Source organism: Gordonia sp. UBA5067, assembly GCF_002414845.1.
In the GTDB taxonomy this organism is placed as follows: Bacteria; Actinomycetota; Actinomycetes; order Mycobacteriales; family Mycobacteriaceae; genus Gordonia; species Gordonia defluvii.
Map to the genome: position 1 here is coordinate 1 of NZ_DIAX01000036.1, position 17153 is coordinate 17153.

A 17153-nucleotide genomic window follows, 5' to 3' on the forward strand; every position below is an offset into this window, starting at 1 on the left:
GCACTCTGAAGTCCGAAGAGCCAGTTCACCCTCGCTGCCGGCCGCGGGATTTGGGGCTTCCCGAAGACGCTCGCCGAGTTCGAGGTCGACCACGAGTCATCGCACAAGCGCGGCGCGGTGCGCGCCGACGGCCGGGAGATCGTCGATCTGGAAATCGCACGCGGCATTCCGGTGCCCGATCAGCCCGGCGGAGCCACACTGCAGGCCTACTCCCACCTCGACGGGATCACCCGCCGCACGCCGTGGCAACTGTCGGAAACCAGTGGCGTGCGCACCCGGGTCGGCGGCGCAAAGCTGATCCTCGGCAGCCACCCCATCGCCGATGAGCTGCGCGATCTCGACCTCTCGCGCCACGCCCTCCTGACCTCGTCGGTCGCGCACCTGCAGATGGAGTTCCAGGACGCAACCGCCTGCTAGCCGGCCTCGCGACCGAGGGCCGCTAGCGGACAAGTCGCAGGAGCTCGAGCTGCGCCACCCGTACCGGCGCGCGGAACACCAACCGGTAGGCGGTACTCGGCTCCGCATCGACGGTGAAGATCCGCGTCTGATTCGCCCACCGGAACTGAGCGGTTTGCACGCCCACAGTCGCCCACTCCCCGTCGGCCCGCCTTCGCTGCACCTCCCACGCACATGCACTCGGCTCAACGATGGTCAGCGTGTAGTGGTCGAGCGCCGTCGGGGCGACGAACGCCCATCCGATCGCCGCCCCAGCGGCCAGGATGGTCGGCGCGGTGGCCGAGGAATCATCGAACGCGTTGGCCGCGTCCGCGCCGCCCAGTGCGCCCGATCCGTTCGGCGACGTCAAATCGATCGGCGGCGCGGGTGGCCCACCGGCGGCGGTGAGCGACGGCGGCACCGTCCCGGCAGCCCACTCCGACGGCCTCGGCCCAAGGTCGAACTCGATGACCGCCCCGCCGGCGAGGCGGCTGCGTTCGATGGTGATGCGCTTCCACGGCCTCCCATCAACCCGTACCCCCTGCACGTAACAGTTGTCCGGCGATGCCTCGGGGGCCACGATGTCGAGGTGGGCGCCGTTCTCCAGCGTCCACGTCAACCTGGGGAAGGCCGGCGCGCACAGCACGAACTGACTGCTGCCAATGGTCAGCGGATACAACCCCGATACCGCGAACAGATACCACGCAGATAGCTCGCCGTTGTCCTCGTCTCCCGGGTAGCCCTGTCCCAGATCCGAGCCGGCGAACAGCCGGTGCACGGCAGCACGCACGATCGCCTGTGTCTTTGCGTGCGCCAAGCTGCCCGGGCGGGAGGCGAACGCGTACATGAACGGAATATGGTGGGCGGGCTGGTTGGACAAGGCCAGCATTCCCATCCGGATGTCGCGGGCTTCGCGCATCTCGTGGATGACTACCGGATACCCACCCATGAACTCCGGCCGACCTGTCTCCGGCAACGCCATGAAGGCGTCGAGCCGCTCCTCCAGCGCCGCCCGCCCGCCATACAGCTCCGCCAGGCCCTGCCCGTCCTGGGGGGCGGTGAATCGAGTCCCCCACGCATTGGTCTCGGTGTAGTCGGTACCCCAGTCGCGCGGATCGAACGCCCCCGGCCGCCACCGCCCCGAGCGGTCCCGGCCACGGAAGAACCCGGTCTCCTCGTCGAACATCAGCGCAAAGCGGGCAGCCCGGGCGGTGAACCAGGTCGCATTCGCGGCAAACTCCGACGCCCGTCCATGACTCGGGTAGCGAACCGCCAGGTAGCGCGAAAATGCCGCGATGGCCGCGTCGTTGATGGCCGCGTCGATCGTCCACGACATGCCCTCGTGCGCCTCGATGTCGGCATAGCCGGTGAACATCGAGCGGGCCATCCCCTTACGGCCGACCCGTGGACTCGGAGACGGGACGGTGGCGTTGCGCAGACAGGAGTCGTAGGCGTCGAGCTCCGCGAAGTCGCCGAATTCCCCGATCCCGGCCAGCGCCGCGTCGGCGAACACCGCATCACTCGAGGTGCCGGTCATGATGTCAGCGGCTCCCGGGGCCGACCAGCGACTTACCCAGCCGGCTTCGCGAAAGTGCTCGACGAACCCGTCCAACAACCGTCCGGTGAGTCTGGGAACGAGCAGGGTGCGCAGCGGCCAACTCGCCCGATACGAGTCCCAGAAGCCGTCGGTGACGGTGAGCTCCCCATCGACGATGCGCCGGCCGGTGTGCGACGGGGAGTCCGGGGCGTCGGACCGATCGGCGAACGGCGAAGCGTATCGCCATCCCGCCGGGGTGCGCTCGGATGCCGTGTTGGGGTACAGGTGTAGGCGATACAAGCAGGAGTACAGCGTCGTGAGCTGGTCGGCCGTCGCGCCGTCGACCGCAACTCGGCCGAGGACCGGCATCCACTGATCGCGCGTGGCGACCGCAACGGCATCGAATGCCGGCCGGTCCCGGCCCCCAGTCGCAGGTACTGGACCGCGGGCGGCGTCCAAGGCCAGATTCCGCCGGGCCTGTTCAAGGCTGATGTGCGATGTCCCAATCGCAACGGTGACTGAACGATCGGCATCGGTCAGCCCGACCGTCAGTGTGCCGAGCACCGACTCACGCGCATGGCCGGGGTACCGCCGCGCACTCAACACCCGCCCGTGAACCTCGACGTGGATGTAGGTGCGCGGCGCCCGGACAAGCCCGCCCGGCCCGTCAACATATCCCGTGGCCGTATATCGCTCCCCCGGTATCGGGTCGGGGAATTCCAGGAACCCGTCGCCGTCGATCTGGTCGAACACAAGCGAACCGGTATCGCCGCCGTAGGTGGCGCGCAGCCACACCGAGTGCGAGGCGGCGGTCAGCTCCGCGCGGATCGGCTCGTGGATGCCGTCGTCGAGAAGCACCGAATACAGGTGTGGCCGATCGACCTCGTCGTCGTGGGAGAAGGGCAGGGCCCGCGCGTCACGATCGGGGTTGGGGTGCGCCAGCGGATGCGGGAACACCTGGAAGCTGCCCCGGTCGCCCATCCAGGGCGACGGGATGTGCGAGGTCGCAAAGGCCTGCAGACACGGTCGCACACTCGCATTGTCGGTTGACCGATCCTGCGGCGGATTCGAGCCGACCCGGCTCGCCTCATGGTACGAGTACGGCCAGCCCCGGTTGCCGCCATCGGTCATCGGGAGGCCGAAGACAAACCCATGCGGAACGGCCACCAGGGGCGCGCACCCGCCGCGAGAGAAGCGATCCGACGAGAAGGTCCCGCGGGTGGTGCGAACTGCCTCGACTGGACTCCTGGGGGGCCCGGCGGCCGCAACGATGTCAATCCGGTCGACGTAGCCGTGCTGCTGCCGGTCCCCATGATCCCCGTCGGCGCGGGCCGGAACCCAGCCGATCAGCTCGACGCGGTCAACAGTTCGGCCGGCCCACCCGCGCAGCACAATCGTTCGCGACGACCACTGATCCACTGCCAGCATCCGCGCTTCGTACTGTGACCGGGGGTCCACTGGAACGCCGTACTGATCCGGCGCGCCGCCATCAGAGAGTCGCGCACCATCCTCGAATACAACGTCGACGCCTACCGCCGTCGCGGCATAGCCATCGAGCACATCGGGCTCGACATCGTCGAAGACGGGGAACACCGAGAACCGCAGAAGTACGCCAGAGGGGAGTTGGCGGCCTTCTAGGCCGGTCTCGGTGATTGTCGCCCGCCATTGCTGTCCGACGGGTCCGACGAATCGGTAGCACCAGGGATGTGCTGAGGTCAGGCCGACCTCAGGCTTCGCGTTGACGGCATATACCGGTCCCGAACCTCGAACAAGGTCGGGTTGGGCGAGCCGACCGGGCTGCACTGGCTTCGGCACGCGCGCCAGTCCGGCAGGTAGCGCTCCGTGCTAGCTGACGGCGCGCAGACGTGCGGCCGGCACGATGTCGCGGCTGAGCCAGGCCAACACCTCGACAACCGATTCGCTGCGCGAGACGCTCGGCAACGAACCCATGATTCCGGCCGTGAGGGCCGCTGACGGCCCGAGACCATGACGACTCAGGACGGGCTCGTAGTCGTGGATGATCCTGTCCAGGTCACCATAAGAGACCGCGCAGTCGCCAAAACGGGCCGCGGTCAGTCGCGGTGTAGCCAGTGCACGGCTGCTGACGTGGTCAATCACCTGCGTCATCATGTCGATCCCCTCAGATCTCCGCGTGGTGCGCTGCCCTCGTGGGCGTTGCGCAATGTCCTGGAGATTCCCAGAACACTCACAGTATTGCACGAATCCTACGGCTCCGGGAAGCCCTAGGGCATTAAGTCCATGTTTCGTCAATCGGGGTCGACTACCCGAATGCAACGGAAACACTACCTACTTCCCAGCCGCCTTGGCGTCGGCCTCCATGGCCTCGATCAGGCTCTTGGGCCGCAAGTCAGTCCAGTTCTCCTCGACGTACGCCAAGCACGCCTCGCGGCTGTCTTCGCCGAACACCTTGTTCCAACCAGCCGGAATATCAGCGAAGGTGGGCCACAGCGAGTGCTGATTCTCGTCGTTCACCAGCACGAAGAAGCGGCCGTCCTCATCATCGAATGGGTTGGTCATCTGTTGCGTCTCCTTTGATGCCGGGGCGTGGGCACCCCGTTTTCTCACGTCGATTATGCCCGAGGGGCAATTCAGTTGTCAGTGCGGCCCTGCTCGGTCAGTTTGAGAAACACATCGTCGAGCGACGGGCTTCGCATACTGATGTCGGCCAGGCTGATGTCGGCGGCCGTGGTGCGGCGCACCACCTCGACCAGCACCTCGGCACCCGACTCCGCCGGAACCGAGATCGACGTCTCGCCGAGTGCCACGCCGCCCGCCGGCAAAAGATCGGCCACCGCCTCCGCCAGCCGGGACAAATCACTCGCGCGGGCTGGCGTAACCTCGCAGACCGCTCCCCCGGTGGCGGCCTTGAGTTGCTCAGCCGTGCCCGAGGCGACCACCCGGCCATGGTCGATCATGACGATATAGTCCGACAGCAAGTCGGCTTCCTCAAGGTATTGCGTGGTCAGAAGGATCGTCACCCCCCGGTCCCTGAGCCGCTCGATAAGCGCCCACACCTCCTGGCGGCTTCGGGGGTCGAGTCCGGTCGTCGGCTCGTCGAGAAAGAAGACCGCTGGCTCAACCACCAGGCCGCACGCGATATCGATCCGGCGACGCATCCCACCGGAGTACTTCGAAACCTTCCTGTCACCCGCGTCGATCAGATCGAACTCGGCCAACAACTCGTCGGCGCGTGCTCCGGCGGCAGCTTTCGCAAGCCCGTGCAGCCGGCCGAACAAGACGAGGTTGGCCCGCCCGCTCAACGCCTCATCAAGCGCGGCGAACTGCCCGGTGAGCGCGATACTCCGCCGCACCTGGGCCGCCTCCGCCACCACATCGTGACCGGCCACCCGGACCACGCCCCCATCAGGGCGCAGCAGGGTCGTCAGCATATTGACAGTTGTGGTCTTGCCGGCGCCGTTGGGCCCCAGCAGTGCCAACACTGTCCCCGCCTGCGCAACCAGTGATACGTCGTCGACGGCGACAGCATCGCCGAACGTCTTGCGCACCCCGATCACTTCGATGGCTGGACCGTCCAGCGGCATGCGCGCACGGGCCTCTCGAGACGCGGTCGCACGCACCGGCGCAAGTTCGTCGACACCAACAACCGCGGGTTCGTCGGCGACTTCCGACTCGCTCATTCTCTGACTCGATTCTGCTCCGTAGTAAGCGTCGAAGACCTCCGCGACCGCGATGACATTCGGCTCCACGTCCGGCTTCGCACGTTCGGCCCGGTGTGTGGACCGGACGACTGCCGGACGCGTCGGAGTGACCGCGGGCCCGGACGATGCGGACAGTGTGACAGCAGGCCGCGTCGGAGTGACGTTTGTCGGCGGCTCCAGTGCCGGCATTCGGCAGTCCCTTCGTCAGTCGCAATCAGGGATTCCATCGCGTCCAATCTACCGGCCCAACGCGGCGCGCTGATAGCCGCGCACCGCAGGCAACGCGAACACCAGGACCGCACCCACGGACCACGCGACGACAGCCAGCAGGTCGGCCGCCACCGGGCCACCCGATGCCAGGTGCTTCATCACGTTGATCGCCGGAGTCATCGGCTGGTACTGGACGATGGGCTGTATCGCCCGCGGGTACTGATCGATCGGGGTGAAGCCCGAATTGAAGAACATGAGCAACGTACTCAGCAACGAGACGACAGACAAAATCGGCGACATCGGCGGGGTGTTCACGGCCAGCGCGAACACGACCAGGGAGAACGCGACCCCGAAGAGCACGGCCACCAGCAGCAGCCCCATGGCGGGCAACAACCCCTGGGTGAACCGGAACCCCATCGCGGCTCCGGCGGCGAGCAGGAGCAGAGTCACGCCGACAATACGCACGACCTCGACGAATATTCGCGACGTCAACTCCGCGGCGCGGTTGATCGGCAAGACATGGAGCCTGGCCAACAAACCCGTCTGTCGTTCGGCGTTGAGTCGCACCGCGCCGGTCACCGACCCGAACATGGCACTGACCAGGATGACCAGCGGAACAGTGCCGTAGATGCTGTCCTGTCCCGCAGCCTGGCCGACCACTTCGCCGAACACAACTTTGAACAGGAACATCGTCAGCAGGGGCACCGCGATGATCTGGATCAGCGTGGGGATGTCGCCCGCCAGCACTCGAAGCTGACGATCGGCGAGGAGCAGACTGTGACGCAACCACCCGCGCAGCGACCGTTCGGCGGCGCTCGTCGACGGGGCCGCGCTCACGAGTCGGCCCCCTTCGTCGTGCCTGCCACAACCAGCGCCGCGCCGAGGACCAGCAGTCCCGCACACCACCAGACGGCGGGGGCGATCACCGCTGCCGTCGCCGTGCCGTCATTGAACGCCCGCATCGCCTCGGCAAAACGCGAGATCGGCTGATGGCGGACGAACGGGGCGATCCATTGCGGAAATCTCTCAGCGGGCATGAATCCCGATGACAGCATTCCCAGTACCAGCACGGGCAGAGCGAGTACCTGACTGGTCGCCGCCGGCGAACCGGCAAGCAGCCCAATCCCGTCGGCGAGCAGCACCAAGCCAATCCCCACCCCGAATGCCAGGGCAAGGAGTCCGACCGTTCCGGATATCCCCGCACCGGGCCGCCATCCGATGACCACGCTGACCACCACCGCACACGCCAGTGACACGATGAGCAACGCGGCGTTCGCGGCCAACCGCGCCGACGCCGGAAGCAGAAGCGGCATCGGCAGGGAGCGAAATCTGATGTTGATGCGGTTCACCCGGTCCATGGCCACCCGGATTGCCGCCGCGCTCGCCGCGAACGCCACCGACTGCAGGGTGATGATCGGCATCAGAAAAGCGGCATAGTCCATCCCCGGCGCCTGGTTCATCATCGATCGCATCGGCAAGTAGAAACATACGGCCAACAACACCGGAGACAGGAGGGCCGTGACGAACTCGCCGTTGCGAGCAATCGAGGCCATCACGCGCATCGACAGCGCCCACCATTGCCTCATGATGTCCTACTCTAACCCCTGAGCCGATCAGCGATGACTCCCCTGTACCCGCCCACTTGGCCCTGCTGGCGTGCTCCACGAGTGCGGTTGACCGTCGGCGTCCCGTACGACCCTCGCACCAGGGTCCATGGTCCTGCCGGGCCGAGACCAATGTCATGACGTTTCGATTTCTGATTTCCCCTGCTCACGACGTAGAATTGATGCTCATGTCCACTGTGATTCTGTACGGCACCGAGACCGGAACCGGCGAGCTGGTCTCCGATTCGATCGCCGACATCCTCGCCGCCGAGCACGATCCGTCGATCTACGACATGACCGACTTCGCCGTCGGCGATCTCAACCCCAGCGACTTCGTCATCGTCGTGTGCTCCACCTACGGTGAGGGCGAACTACCCACCGGGGCACTGCCGTTCGCCGACGAGCTCGACGCCAATAAGCCAGACCTGTCCGGGCTGCGCTTCGCGGTCTTCGGCCTGGGCGACACCGTATATGGCGAAACCTTCAACCGCGGCGGCGAGATCATGGCCGAAATGCTGACCAACTTGGGTGCCACCCAGGTCGGCGAGCACGGCCGCCACGACCTGTCCTCCGACATCAAGCCGACCACCCAGGCCGAAGAGTGGGCGCAGACCATCGCACCACTCATCAACGGCTGACCTATTCCGCTTCCCGACCCGTCGCATCCCGCTGATGCGGCGGGTCGGCTGCTGTCTTGACGATCCGCTGCTCGAGGTGGTGCTCGTGGACGGTGTCGGCGCGCGAGGCGGCCAGCCGGGCCAGTTCGATGACCGCGCGGATCATCAGCGCGAGCACGATGCCCAGGAACAGTGCGGTCGTCACACCGACCTTGATCTCCTCACCGAGGACCAATAGGCCCAGGGCCATCGCGACAGCCGGTTCCATCACGTTCATCGCCGGAAATGACGTCTGCAGGTCACCGGCGCCGAAGCCGCGTTGCTGGGCGACGATCGCCCCCGGCGCAACGACCAGCAGCACGTAGATCGACGCATGACTGAAGACCTCGTGCCAATCGGTCATCGCGCGCATGATCACCGACTTGACCAGCAGCGCCGACACACCGAAGAGGACTCCGGACGCCAGCCCGTAAAACAGCGCGCGATAGTGGTTGCTGCGGGACTTTTCGGCCAGTGCGACCAGGACGGCGACCGCGACGATAACCGCGGTCGTGGCGATGGCGAGAGTCGCCACGTCGGGTCGCCGTGCCGACTGCTCCGGTCGCGCGATCACCAGAAATGTCCCCACGCACCCGACGAGCACCAGACCCCACGCCCATTCGTTGCCACGCGGGTGCCGATCGTCGGCCCACGCTTCCAGCGGTAGGGCGAAGAGCACCGCGAGGACGATGAGCGGCTGTACCAGCAGGATCGGCCCCAATCCGAGCGCTGTCGCCTGGGCGGCGAAGCCGAGAATCGCAATGCCGGCGCCGAGCCACCATCTGGCGTTGATGGCACCGGATTCAGCGGACTCGCGCTGACGGACCACCGTCCCCAGGGCGATGAGCAACGCAGCAAGGACCGCGAGGATCGCCGGAAGCCAGGTGTGCACACGTCCGATTATCCCTGAACGATGGGCATACCGTCGCCCCGGGCGGTGCCAGTCCCTACCGTGGAGTCAGGGTGATCCGCGCTGTGACCGACGGGTGCCTGGGCAGGACCCATAGATACGAGATGCCGGCGTAACCGTTGCCGACCTGCCAGAAGTCGCGGCGATTGATCGTCCCCGCGGTGAGATATCCACCCCGCCGGGTCGGGGTCACCTCGTACCAGGTTTCCTCGTCGGCGAGATAGATCCGGTTGCCGCGCACGATTGCCGGCGAGGTGAGGATCTTGTGGCCCGCCTCGCCCCACACGGTGTATGTATAGTCACCCGGCCGGATCGCCGCCTGGGCAGGCGACGCACCGACCGCGACGGCACCCGACGCGATGGCCGCCGTCGCGAGTGCGGTCGCAACGATTCGCCTCATTCTCTGCATTGGTATTGCTACCCCTCGTTGTGCCTCGGTCTGGTGCCCAGGTCGATTTCGTCAGACACTACCGGCGGCGCCGAGCATTTTCCTCTGAACTGCACCCCCAGGGGCACCCGGCCGCTGACGGGCGCATCTGCACCCCTCGGCCGGCGCGGCCGACGGGCACAATGACGGTATGAGTGAATCGCAGTCCTTTCCGTCGTTCCATTCCGACAAAGTCGGCCAAGGCCAGCAGGAAGTCTTGATCTCCGTCCTCGACCAGCAGGCAGAGCTGGCCAGCATTCAACGCATGCGCTCCTGGGCATCCGGTGCGCTGGCCCTCCGTCCCGGCGAGCGTGCCCTCGACATCGGGTCGGGCACCGGATCGGAGGTGGTGGCGATGGCCGCGGCCGTCGGCGCGGACGGCCGAGCGATAGGCGTCGATCCCAACCCCGACATGGTCGCGCTGGCGGCATCACGAGCAGCGGGAACGCCGGCCGCTTTCGTCGAAGGGAATGCCTACCAGCTGCCCTTCCCCGACGACAGCTTCGACGCGGTGCGCTGCGAACGCGTCTTCCAGCACCTTGATCGCCCGGAACGGGCCGCCGCCGAGATCGCCCGCGTGTTGCGCCCCGGCGGCCGGGCTATCGTCATCGACAGCGACTGGGCGACGGCCATCATGCACCCCGTCGATCCCGAGATCGTCGCGGCCCTGATGGGCCCGCGTGCTGCGCAGGCGCCCAACCGTAACTCGGGCCGTCGGCTGCGAGGTCTGCTCACCGGTGCCGGCTTCACCATCGACGACATCGGATCGGAAGCGGTGATCTTCGACCCGGCGATGTCCGCGCCGATGTATGCGGCACAGGCGGCGGCGGCGGTAGCGTCGGGAATCATCACCGCGGCGCAGGCCGACCAGGCGGCCGCCGAAATCGAGCACGGTATCGCCACCGGGGACTACCTGTTCTCGGTCACCATGTACGCGGTAGTGGGTCACCTGGCCTGATCTCCCGTTTCCCGTCCTCGGATGCGCGAGGGTCGGCGCGGGACCGAGGGTTTGTCCGACCCTGGCGATACCGTTGGTTCCATGGGATCTTCTGACGAGCTGGAGCGTCTGGTGACGCTGGACCGCGACCAGATCGAGCAGGTCTGCGCTGACGCGACCCACCTCCCGGAGTTCATCGGGCTGTGCCGGGACACGTTCGACGAACATCTCCTCGCCTACGATCGGTGGGTCGACGACGACGACATGCGAGCACAGTTCCACTGGCAGGAAGCCGTCGCCTGGCGCGAGACGGCAGCCCTGCTGACCATCATGTGCGACGGAGCCTCGTCGCAGCGGCGCACCGCGTGAGCCGCACCCTCGTCCTGCTCCGGCACGGGAAGTCGGCGTACCCGGCCGGGGTCCCCGACCATGCCCGTCCATTGGCCCCGCGCGGTGAGCGGCAGGCCGCGCTGGCCGGTGAGTGGCTGCGCGACGAAGGACTCCGTTTCGACGCGGTGCTCTGTTCCACGGCGCGCCGGACCCGCGAGACGCTCGAACGTACCGGTGTATCGGCACCGACTCAGTATCTCGACGACCTCTACGGCGGCTCACCCTCGCAAATCCTTGAAACCATTCGCATCTACGCCCCCGACTCCGCGCGCATTCTGCTCGTCGTCGGACATGTGCCCGGTATGCCCGACACCGCGTTGGCACTTGACCCCAGCGGCGACGTACCCCGATTCCCGACATCGGCCTACGCCGTCGTGACGATCGGCGTGCCGTGGCCACAGATCGGACTGACGCCGGACGCCGCTGCTCGACTGGTCGGCGTACGCATCCCCCGGTAGCACCTAGGATGGGCGCCATGCTTATCGTCACCACCAACGACATCCCCGGGTACCGCATCGAGGCCGTGCTCGGCGAGGTCATGGGCATGACCGTGCGCTCGGCCAATATCGGCGCCAACTTCGTCGCCGGCTTTCGCGCAATGGGCGGCGGTGAGGTCACCGAGTACACCAAGCTTGTCTACGAGTCTCGCCAGCAGGTCTGCCAGCGCATGTGGGAGCAGGCAATGCAGCGCGGGGCGACTGCCATCGTTGGTGCTCGTTTCGATACCGGCTCGATCGGCGCCCAATTCTCCGAGGTCTGCGCGTACGGCACCGCCGTTGTCGCCGTGCCGATTCCGGCGGGTGAGACCGGATCGACCCCTCAGTCGGCGTCCGACGCGTACGCCCGTGTCGCACCGAGTCCCCTCCCGTAGCCCTGTTTGCAACACGAATGTCATAAAGCAGCGCCGACTCACGCTGCTGGATGACATTTGCGCTGCGCAAACGCGCCCGGATCAGCCTGCTGCGCGAATGTCGGGGAACCGACGGCCGGTGGGCCGCGTCTAACTGGGCATGACACCCTATCCCCGCGATGCCTACGGCCTGATCCGTCGTGCGGCCGCCAACGCGGTCGATATCTCCGACCATGAACTGCGAACATCCGTTGTGTCCGGTCGACTCCTGCGTCTGACCCCTGGCGTGTTCGTCGAACCGAGTAACGAGTTCGATGGACCCGCGGGCCGCGACCGATTCTTTCGGCTGCGGTCGATCGCCGTTGCGACCTCCGACGCCGATCGCGATCTGGCGCTGAGCCACACCTCCGCGGCCACCATGCACGGCCTTGCCCTCCTGCGCCCTGATCAGCGATGCGTGCATCTCACCAACGGACTCGGCGCCGGTGGACGGATCCGCGCGGGCCGGCATGTCCACTCGGCGCCCTTGACCCCCGGGGAGACCGTGCGCATCGAGGGCGTCGCGGTCACCTCGCTGGCACGCACAGCGGTCGACGTCGCCATCATGGGCGACTTTGCTCAGGCGCTCACCGCGTTCGACGGTGCACTGCGGTCGACGGCCGATCGAGACATCATGGGTTGCACGCTGGCGGCGAGACGCCGTGGAATCCGTGCGGCCCAACGGGCGCTCCCCCTGGCCACGAACAGCTCGGAGAGCGTCGGTGAATCGTGGAGTCGCGCGCAGATGATTGACGCCAAGATCCCGCCGCCAACCTTGCAGCAGTCCTTCCGCTGCGCCGGCGGAAACTATCGCGTCGACTTCTGGTGGGAGGCCCACCGGCTAATCGGCGAGTTCGACGGGGCGATCAAGTACGGCCAGTCGCGCAGGCCCGGCGAGTCGATCGAGCAAACCGTCATGCGCGAGAAGCGGCGCGAGGACGAACTACGCGCACTCGGGTATCTAGTTCTCCGGTGGACCTGGGACGACCTCCGCACCGGGAAGATGGTGCCGCTCCTCCGGTCGTGGATCAACCGACCCGCCGAGCAGCACCATTCTCATCGTGCAGCGCCGATCGGCGCTGCACGATGACATTCGCGCTGCGCGACTATCGCAGGTCGGCGGTCGGCACGAGGTCCAGCCGGACGCCCAGTAGTCGAACTGCCCGCCCGGATTCGAAGTCGTCGAGCAGGTCGTGCACCACCGGTTCGATCCTCTCGAGGTCGACGGTGGCCGGCGCCAACATACGCGACTTGGTCCGGGTGAAGAATGTGGCGGTACGCACCGTCACCGCCACCCGGGAGACGATGCGCCCCTCGTCGACGACCTGCGCCACAACCTCGGCCACCAAACCTTGCAGAGCGGCGTGCAGGTCAGCCGGATCGGTCAGGTCGGTCGGGAACGTGCACGAATGCGAGTGTGACTTCGCCTCCCACGGCTCGACGGTGATCGTCGAATCACCACCACCGCGGCACAGTACGTATAGCCAGTTGCCCTGGTGGGGACCGAAGGCCGCAATCAAGTCGTCCCTGGGCGTCGCCACGAGATCGTTCACCGTGCCCACTCCCATCCCCGACAACTTCGCCGCCGTCTTGGGACCAACGCTCCAAAGTTCGCGTGTCGGTTGCTCACCCATCAACTCGCCCCAATTGTTCGCGTCGAGCGTGAAGATGCGCGGCCCGTAGTCAACAGGTCGTCGTTTGGCGATGTTCGTCGCCATCTTGGCGCGCTGCTTGTTGTCACTAATGCCGATTGACGCGGTCAGCCCGGTCTGGCGGCGGATCGTCGCGATAATGTCGCCGGCCAACCGGGCCGCCTCCCGATCGTCGACGGCACCCACCCCCAGATATGCCTCGTCCCACCCCCACACCTCGAGCGGACCGAAACCACCCAATACTGCCATGACCTGCGCTGACGCGTCGTCGTAGGCCTCAGTATCGAGCGGCAGGAACACCGCCTCGGGCACCTTGCGGAACGCGGCGCGCAACGGCATCCCGGCACGCACCCCGCGCTGTCGGGCCTCGTACGACGCGCAGGTCACCACCTTGCGTGCCTGAGTGGGATCCCCGTGCCCGCCGACGATGACGGGTAATCCAATCAACTCGGGGCTGCGCCGACGCTCGACCGACACTTGGAACTGATCGAGGTCGACGTGGAGAACACGTGCCGGACCCACGATCTCAGAGTAGCCCGCAGTGGCTGGACACGACTCCGGACGGGCGCCGAGCCGGGACTAGCGCTTGGCGCGGGTGCAGTTGGGTTCTTCCGGCCGTTTCGGCCACAGACAGATGTCGATGAAGGTCTGCTGCTCGAAGCCGCCGCCGTCGACGACCGTGTACGCGTCGCCGTTGGTGCCGGTATACGTGGCACCGCCACCCGTTCCGCCCTCGGACGTCACGATGGTTGTCACCTGCCAGCCCTTGTCACGCAGAGCGTTGCGGTAGGCGACCATCGCCGGCCCCGGGGCGGCGGCGGCCTGGTAGTGGAATCGGATTCCGTTGTTGGAGATCGGGTCGGGACCAACCGTGTTCGTCACGTTCGCCGGCGCCGGCACAAGAGCCTTCAGATCGACCGGCGCCGCCTCGGACGACTTGGCACACCCCGACAGCACGAGCCCGGCGACCAGCACGACCGCCGCGATGGCGCTAGATGAACGAGTCATTGACCGACCTTCCTCTGGTGAGAAGAAAATCGTACGGCCACCGCAGCCGAGGCCATCGGCGAATACGCAAAGTCGGGGTAGCCCCCAAGCCGGATGGCGGGGACCCGCACGTCAACACGGGTCCCCGCCGTTCTCAAGCCCCGGTTTCCGCTGAGGGGGGACGGAGGCGCCGAGGTCGGCCTGACCTGTAGTCGGGGGCTTGCCCAACTACTGTCCCGCCGGTCGTCGCGCGGGGCACGAGTAGTCGACTACCCGAATCGGCACGGCGAAGCAGCCACTACCTGCCGGCGAGGCGCAAACCCGAACAGGTCCGAAGCGACCTCGACGCCGCCAATCCAGCCGAAAGCAACAACCTCCAACTCGATTCCCGAGTTGGAGGTTGTTGTTCCGTACTGGAAAGGCGACTAGATGTTGTAGTCGCCGTAGCCGTAGTCGTCGAGCGGGACCGCAGCGCCGGCAGGGGCACCGAAGGTGCCATCCGGGCTGTAGTAGGTGTCGTCGTAGCTCGGCACCGCGTAAGCGGCGGCCCGGGCTTCTTCGGTCGGCTGCACCTGGATGTTGCGGTAGCGGTTGATACCGGTACCGGCCGGGATGAGCTTACCGATGATGACGTTCTCCTTGAGACCGACGAGCTTATCGCTGCGGCTGTTGATCGCCGCATCGGTGAGCACTCGGGTGGTCTCCTGGAAGGACGCCGCCGACAACCACGAGTCGGTGGCCAGCGACGCCTTGGTAATACCCATCAGCACCGGACGACCCGACGCGGGCTCGTTGCCCTCGCCGACGACTCGACGATTCGCCGACTCGAACTCGACGCGCTCCACCAGCGAACCGGGCAGGAACTCGGTCGCACCCGACTCGATGATCTGCACGCGGCGCAGCATTTGGCGCACAATCGTCTCGATGTGCTTGTCATGAATCGACACACCTTGACTCCGGTACACCTCCTGAACCTCGTTGACGAGGTGGATCTGCACCTGACGCGGGCCCATCACGCGGAGGACCTCGTGCGGGTCAGCCGCACCCTCCATGAGCTGCTGGCCGAGTTCGACGTGGTCGCCATCGGCGAGCAGCCGCTCCGAGCCGTCCTCGTGCTTGAAGACGCGCAGACGCTGACGCTTGGAGATCTTCTCGACGTCGACCTCTTCGGAACCGTCGTCGGGGACGATGACGATCTTGTAGAAGCGATCGTCGTCCTCGAGGCGAATCCGGCCGGCGACCTCGGCGATCGGGGCTTTGCCCTTGGGCACGCGCGCCTCGAACAGCTCCTGCACACGCGGCAGACCACCGGTGATGTCGTCGCCGACGCCACCCTGGTGGAAGGTACGCATGGTCAGCTGGGTGCCCGGCTCACCAATCGACTGCGCCGCGATGATGCCGACGGCCTCGCCGATGTCGACGAGCTTGCCCGTCGCCATCGAGCGACCGTAGCAATGCGCACACACACCGGTGCCGGTGTCACAGGTCAGGACCGAGCGGACCTTTACCTCCGTGATGCCGGCGTCGAGCAGCGCCGCAATAGCCGGATCGCCCAGATCGTGGCCGCGCTCGATGACGACGTTGCCGTCGGCGTCGACCGCGTCCGCAGCCAATGTCCGGGCGTAGGCACTCGTCTCGACGTGCGCATCCCGGATGATCGAACCATCTGGCTGCTTCTGACCGAGCGAAACCGTGATGCCGCGGTCCGTGCCGCAGTCGGTCTCGCGGACGATCACGTCCTGGCTGACGTCGACCAGACGGCGAGTCAGGTAACCCGAGTCGGCCGTGCGCAGCGCGGTATCGGCAAGGCCCTTTCGAGCACCGTGGGTATTGATGAAGTACTCCGCCACGGTCAGGCCCTCGCGGAACGACGACTTGATCGGCCGCGGGATGAACTCACCCTTCGGGTTGGTCACCAGCCCCTTCATGCCCGACAGGTTCCGGACCTGGGTGAGGTTACCGGTGGCGCCCGAGCGCGGGATCATGACGATCGGGTTGTCCTCGGGGTAGAACTCCTCCATGGCCTTACCGACTTCCTCGGTGGCCTGCTTCCAGATCTCCACGAGCGCGTCGCGGCGCTCGTCGGGGGTGAGCGCGCCTCGCTGGAACTTGGCCTCCAGCTTGTCGGCGCGGTCCTCGTACTTGTCGAGGATCTCACCCTTATTCGGCGGCACGAGCACGTCGGACATGGCGACGGTGACCCCGGAACGGGTCGCCCAATGGAAGCCGACGTCCTTAAGCTTGTCGACCGTCTGCGCCACCACGATCATCGGATAGCGCTCGGCCAGGTCGTTGATGATGACGGCCTGACGCTTCTTCGGCATCTGCTCGTTGACGAACGGATACTCGACGGGCAGCAACTCGTTGAACAGCACCCGGCCCAGGCTGGTCACGATCTCCCACGCCTGGCCGTAGGCCCAGCCGTCGGGGAACTGGTCAGCTTCAATTTCGGGCGTGGGCCGCTGATCGGTGAGCCGGATCTTGATCTGAGTCTGCACGGTGATCGCACCGCGGTCGACGGCCATGATGGCCTCCGCCGGGGTCGAGTACACGCCGCGCTCGACATCGTCACCGGTGGCCTCGCGGTACTCGCCGTCGAGGCCCTCTTTGACAGTGGTCAGGTAGAACAACCCGGTCACCATATCCAGACGCGGCATCGCCAACGGGCGACCCGACGCCGGGGACAGGATGTTGTTGCTCGACAGCATCAGGATGCGCGCCTCGGCCTGCGCCTCCGCGGACAACGGCAGGTGTACGGCCATCTGGTCGCCGTCGAAGTCGGCGTTGAATGCGGCGCACACCAGCGGATGCAGCTGGATCGCCTTGCCTTCGATCAGGA

Annotated in this window: 16 protein-coding genes and 2 pseudogenes; 7 read left to right on the forward strand and 11 right to left on the reverse strand. The window is 66.4% G+C overall.

The annotated features are described in order from the left end of the window. Window positions 1-21: 21 nt before the first annotated feature. A pseudogene (locus tag B4M62_RS05915) lies at window positions 22-417 on the forward strand (acetoacetate decarboxylase family protein); the annotation flags it as partial. 22 nt (window positions 418-439) lie between these two features. Here B4M62_RS05915 and B4M62_RS05920 read toward each other — a convergent pair. The 6 genes from B4M62_RS05920 to B4M62_RS05945 all read right to left on the reverse strand — a co-directional run bounded on the left by B4M62_RS05920 (window position 440) and on the right by B4M62_RS05945 (window position 7448). Further along, a complete protein-coding gene (locus B4M62_RS05920) occupies window positions 440-3565 on the reverse strand; it encodes a GH92 family glycosyl hydrolase (RefSeq protein WP_290706057.1) in 3126 nt (1041 codons plus the stop codon). 252 nt (window positions 3566-3817) lie between these two features. Further along, window positions 3818-4099, reverse strand: coding sequence for a hypothetical protein (locus B4M62_RS05925; RefSeq protein ID WP_290706058.1), 282 nt, complete (start codon window positions 4097-4099; stop codon window positions 3818-3820). Window positions 4100-4279: 180 nt separating this feature from the next. Further along, a complete protein-coding gene (locus B4M62_RS05930) occupies window positions 4280-4510 on the reverse strand; it encodes an MbtH family protein (protein ID WP_290706059.1) in 231 nt (76 codons plus the stop codon). A gap of 71 nt (window positions 4511-4581) precedes the next feature. Further along, complete coding sequence (locus B4M62_RS05935) at window positions 4582-5841, reverse strand: ATP-binding cassette domain-containing protein (RefSeq protein WP_290706060.1); 1260 nt, start codon at window positions 5839-5841, stop codon at window positions 4582-4584. 48 nt (window positions 5842-5889) lie between these two features. Then, window positions 5890-6699: an ABC transporter permease gene (locus B4M62_RS05940; RefSeq protein ID WP_290706061.1), complete on the reverse strand. Its 810-nt coding sequence runs from the start codon at window positions 6697-6699 to the stop codon at window positions 5890-5892. Beyond that, window positions 6696-7448, reverse strand: coding sequence for an ABC transporter permease (locus tag B4M62_RS05945; RefSeq protein ID WP_290706062.1), 753 nt, complete (start codon window positions 7446-7448; stop codon window positions 6696-6698). Before B4M62_RS05945 ends, B4M62_RS05940 begins: the two co-directional genes overlap by 4 nt. A 206-nt stretch (window positions 7449-7654) precedes the next feature. On the opposite strand from B4M62_RS05945, the gene B4M62_RS05950 reads away from it, so the two are divergent. Continuing rightward, window positions 7655-8104, forward strand: a complete 450-nt coding sequence (locus B4M62_RS05950) for a flavodoxin domain-containing protein (RefSeq protein ID WP_290706063.1) — start codon at window positions 7655-7657, stop codon at window positions 8102-8104. Window position 8105: 1 nt separating this feature from the next. Here B4M62_RS05950 and B4M62_RS05955 read toward each other — a convergent pair whose 3' ends face one another. Both B4M62_RS05955 and B4M62_RS05960 read right to left on the reverse strand, forming a co-directional pair. Further along, window positions 8106-9014 (reverse strand): DMT family transporter, encoded by a 909-nt coding sequence (locus B4M62_RS05955; protein ID WP_290706064.1) that lies wholly within the window; start codon window positions 9012-9014, stop codon window positions 8106-8108. Between the two features lie 55 nt (window positions 9015-9069). Next, window positions 9070-9432 carry a hypothetical protein gene (locus B4M62_RS05960; protein WP_290706065.1) on the reverse strand — a complete coding sequence of 121 codons (363 nt, stop codon included), beginning with the start codon at window positions 9430-9432 and terminating at the stop codon, window positions 9070-9072. A 178-nt stretch (window positions 9433-9610) separates the two neighbouring features. On the opposite strand from B4M62_RS05960, the gene B4M62_RS05965 reads away from it, so the two are divergent. The 5 genes from B4M62_RS05965 to B4M62_RS05985 all read left to right on the forward strand — a co-directional run bounded on the left by B4M62_RS05965 (window position 9611) and on the right by B4M62_RS05985 (window position 12765). Next, window positions 9611-10417: a methyltransferase domain-containing protein gene (locus tag B4M62_RS05965; protein ID WP_290706066.1), complete on the forward strand. Its 807-nt coding sequence runs from the start codon at window positions 9611-9613 to the stop codon at window positions 10415-10417. An 81-nt stretch (window positions 10418-10498) separates the two neighbouring features. Next, window positions 10499-10765: a hypothetical protein gene (locus B4M62_RS05970; RefSeq protein ID WP_290706067.1), complete on the forward strand. Its 267-nt coding sequence runs from the start codon at window positions 10499-10501 to the stop codon at window positions 10763-10765. Continuing rightward, entirely contained in the window at window positions 10762-11244 is a 483-nt protein-coding gene (locus B4M62_RS05975) for a SixA phosphatase family protein (protein ID WP_290706068.1), read from the forward strand. The genes B4M62_RS05970 and B4M62_RS05975 overlap by 4 nt, the downstream gene beginning before the upstream one ends. A gap of 17 nt (window positions 11245-11261) precedes the next feature. Beyond that, on the forward strand, window positions 11262-11657 hold the full coding sequence (locus B4M62_RS05980) for a YbjQ family protein (protein ID WP_290706069.1): 396 nt from the start codon (window positions 11262-11264) through the stop codon (window positions 11655-11657). Between the two features lie 139 nt (window positions 11658-11796). Next, the gene (locus tag B4M62_RS05985) at window positions 11797-12765 is read left to right on the forward strand and encodes a hypothetical protein (protein WP_290706070.1); all 969 of its coding nucleotides are present in this window, start codon (window positions 11797-11799) and stop codon (window positions 12763-12765) included. Window positions 12766-12781: 16 nt separating this feature from the next. Here the strand turns inward: B4M62_RS05985 and B4M62_RS05990 are convergent, their stop codons facing one another. From B4M62_RS05990 to B4M62_RS06000, 3 genes and pseudogenes are all read right to left on the reverse strand, one after another. Further along, a complete protein-coding gene (locus B4M62_RS05990) occupies window positions 12782-13849 on the reverse strand; it encodes a DNA polymerase IV (protein WP_290706071.1) in 1068 nt (355 codons plus the stop codon). Window positions 13850-13906: 57 nt separating this feature from the next. Next, the gene (locus B4M62_RS05995; protein ID WP_290706072.1) at window positions 13907-14335 is read right to left on the reverse strand and encodes a hypothetical protein; all 429 of its coding nucleotides are present in this window, start codon (window positions 14333-14335) and stop codon (window positions 13907-13909) included. A gap of 404 nt (window positions 14336-14739) precedes the next feature. After that, window positions 14740-17153 (reverse strand): annotated as a pseudogene (locus B4M62_RS06000) (DNA-directed RNA polymerase subunit beta'); the annotation flags it as partial.

Bases quoted from the DNA above. Each gene is read 5' to 3' on its own strand.
- B4M62_RS05995 (WP_290706072.1), bottom strand. From the start codon at position 14,335: ATGACTCGTTCATCTAGCGCCATCGCGGCGGTCGTGCTGGTCGCCGGG.
- B4M62_RS05980 (WP_290706069.1), top strand. From the start codon at position 11,262: ATGCTTATCGTCACCACCAACGACATCCCCGGGTACCGCATCGAGGCC.
- B4M62_RS05970 (WP_290706067.1), top strand. From the start codon at position 10,499: ATGGGATCTTCTGACGAGCTGGAGCGTCTGGTGACGCTGGACCGCGAC.
- B4M62_RS05985 (WP_290706070.1), top strand. From the start codon at position 11,797: ATGACACCCTATCCCCGCGATGCCTACGGCCTGATCCGTCGTGCGGCC.
- B4M62_RS05950 (WP_290706063.1), top strand. From the start codon at position 7,655: ATGTCCACTGTGATTCTGTACGGCACCGAGACCGGAACCGGCGAGCTG.
- B4M62_RS05935 (WP_290706060.1), bottom strand. From the start codon at position 5,841: ATGCCGGCACTGGAGCCGCCGACAAACGTCACTCCGACGCGGCCTGCT.
- B4M62_RS05925 (WP_290706058.1), bottom strand. From the start codon at position 4,099: ATGACGCAGGTGATTGACCACGTCAGCAGCCGTGCACTGGCTACACCG.
- B4M62_RS05960 (WP_290706065.1), bottom strand. From the start codon at position 9,432: ATGAGGCGAATCGTTGCGACCGCACTCGCGACGGCGGCCATCGCGTCG.
- B4M62_RS05965 (WP_290706066.1), top strand. From the start codon at position 9,611: ATGAGTGAATCGCAGTCCTTTCCGTCGTTCCATTCCGACAAAGTCGGC.
- B4M62_RS05945 (WP_290706062.1), bottom strand. From the start codon at position 7,448: ATGAGGCAATGGTGGGCGCTGTCGATGCGCGTGATGGCCTCGATTGCT.
- B4M62_RS05930 (WP_290706059.1), bottom strand. From the start codon at position 4,510: ATGACCAACCCATTCGATGATGAGGACGGCCGCTTCTTCGTGCTGGTG.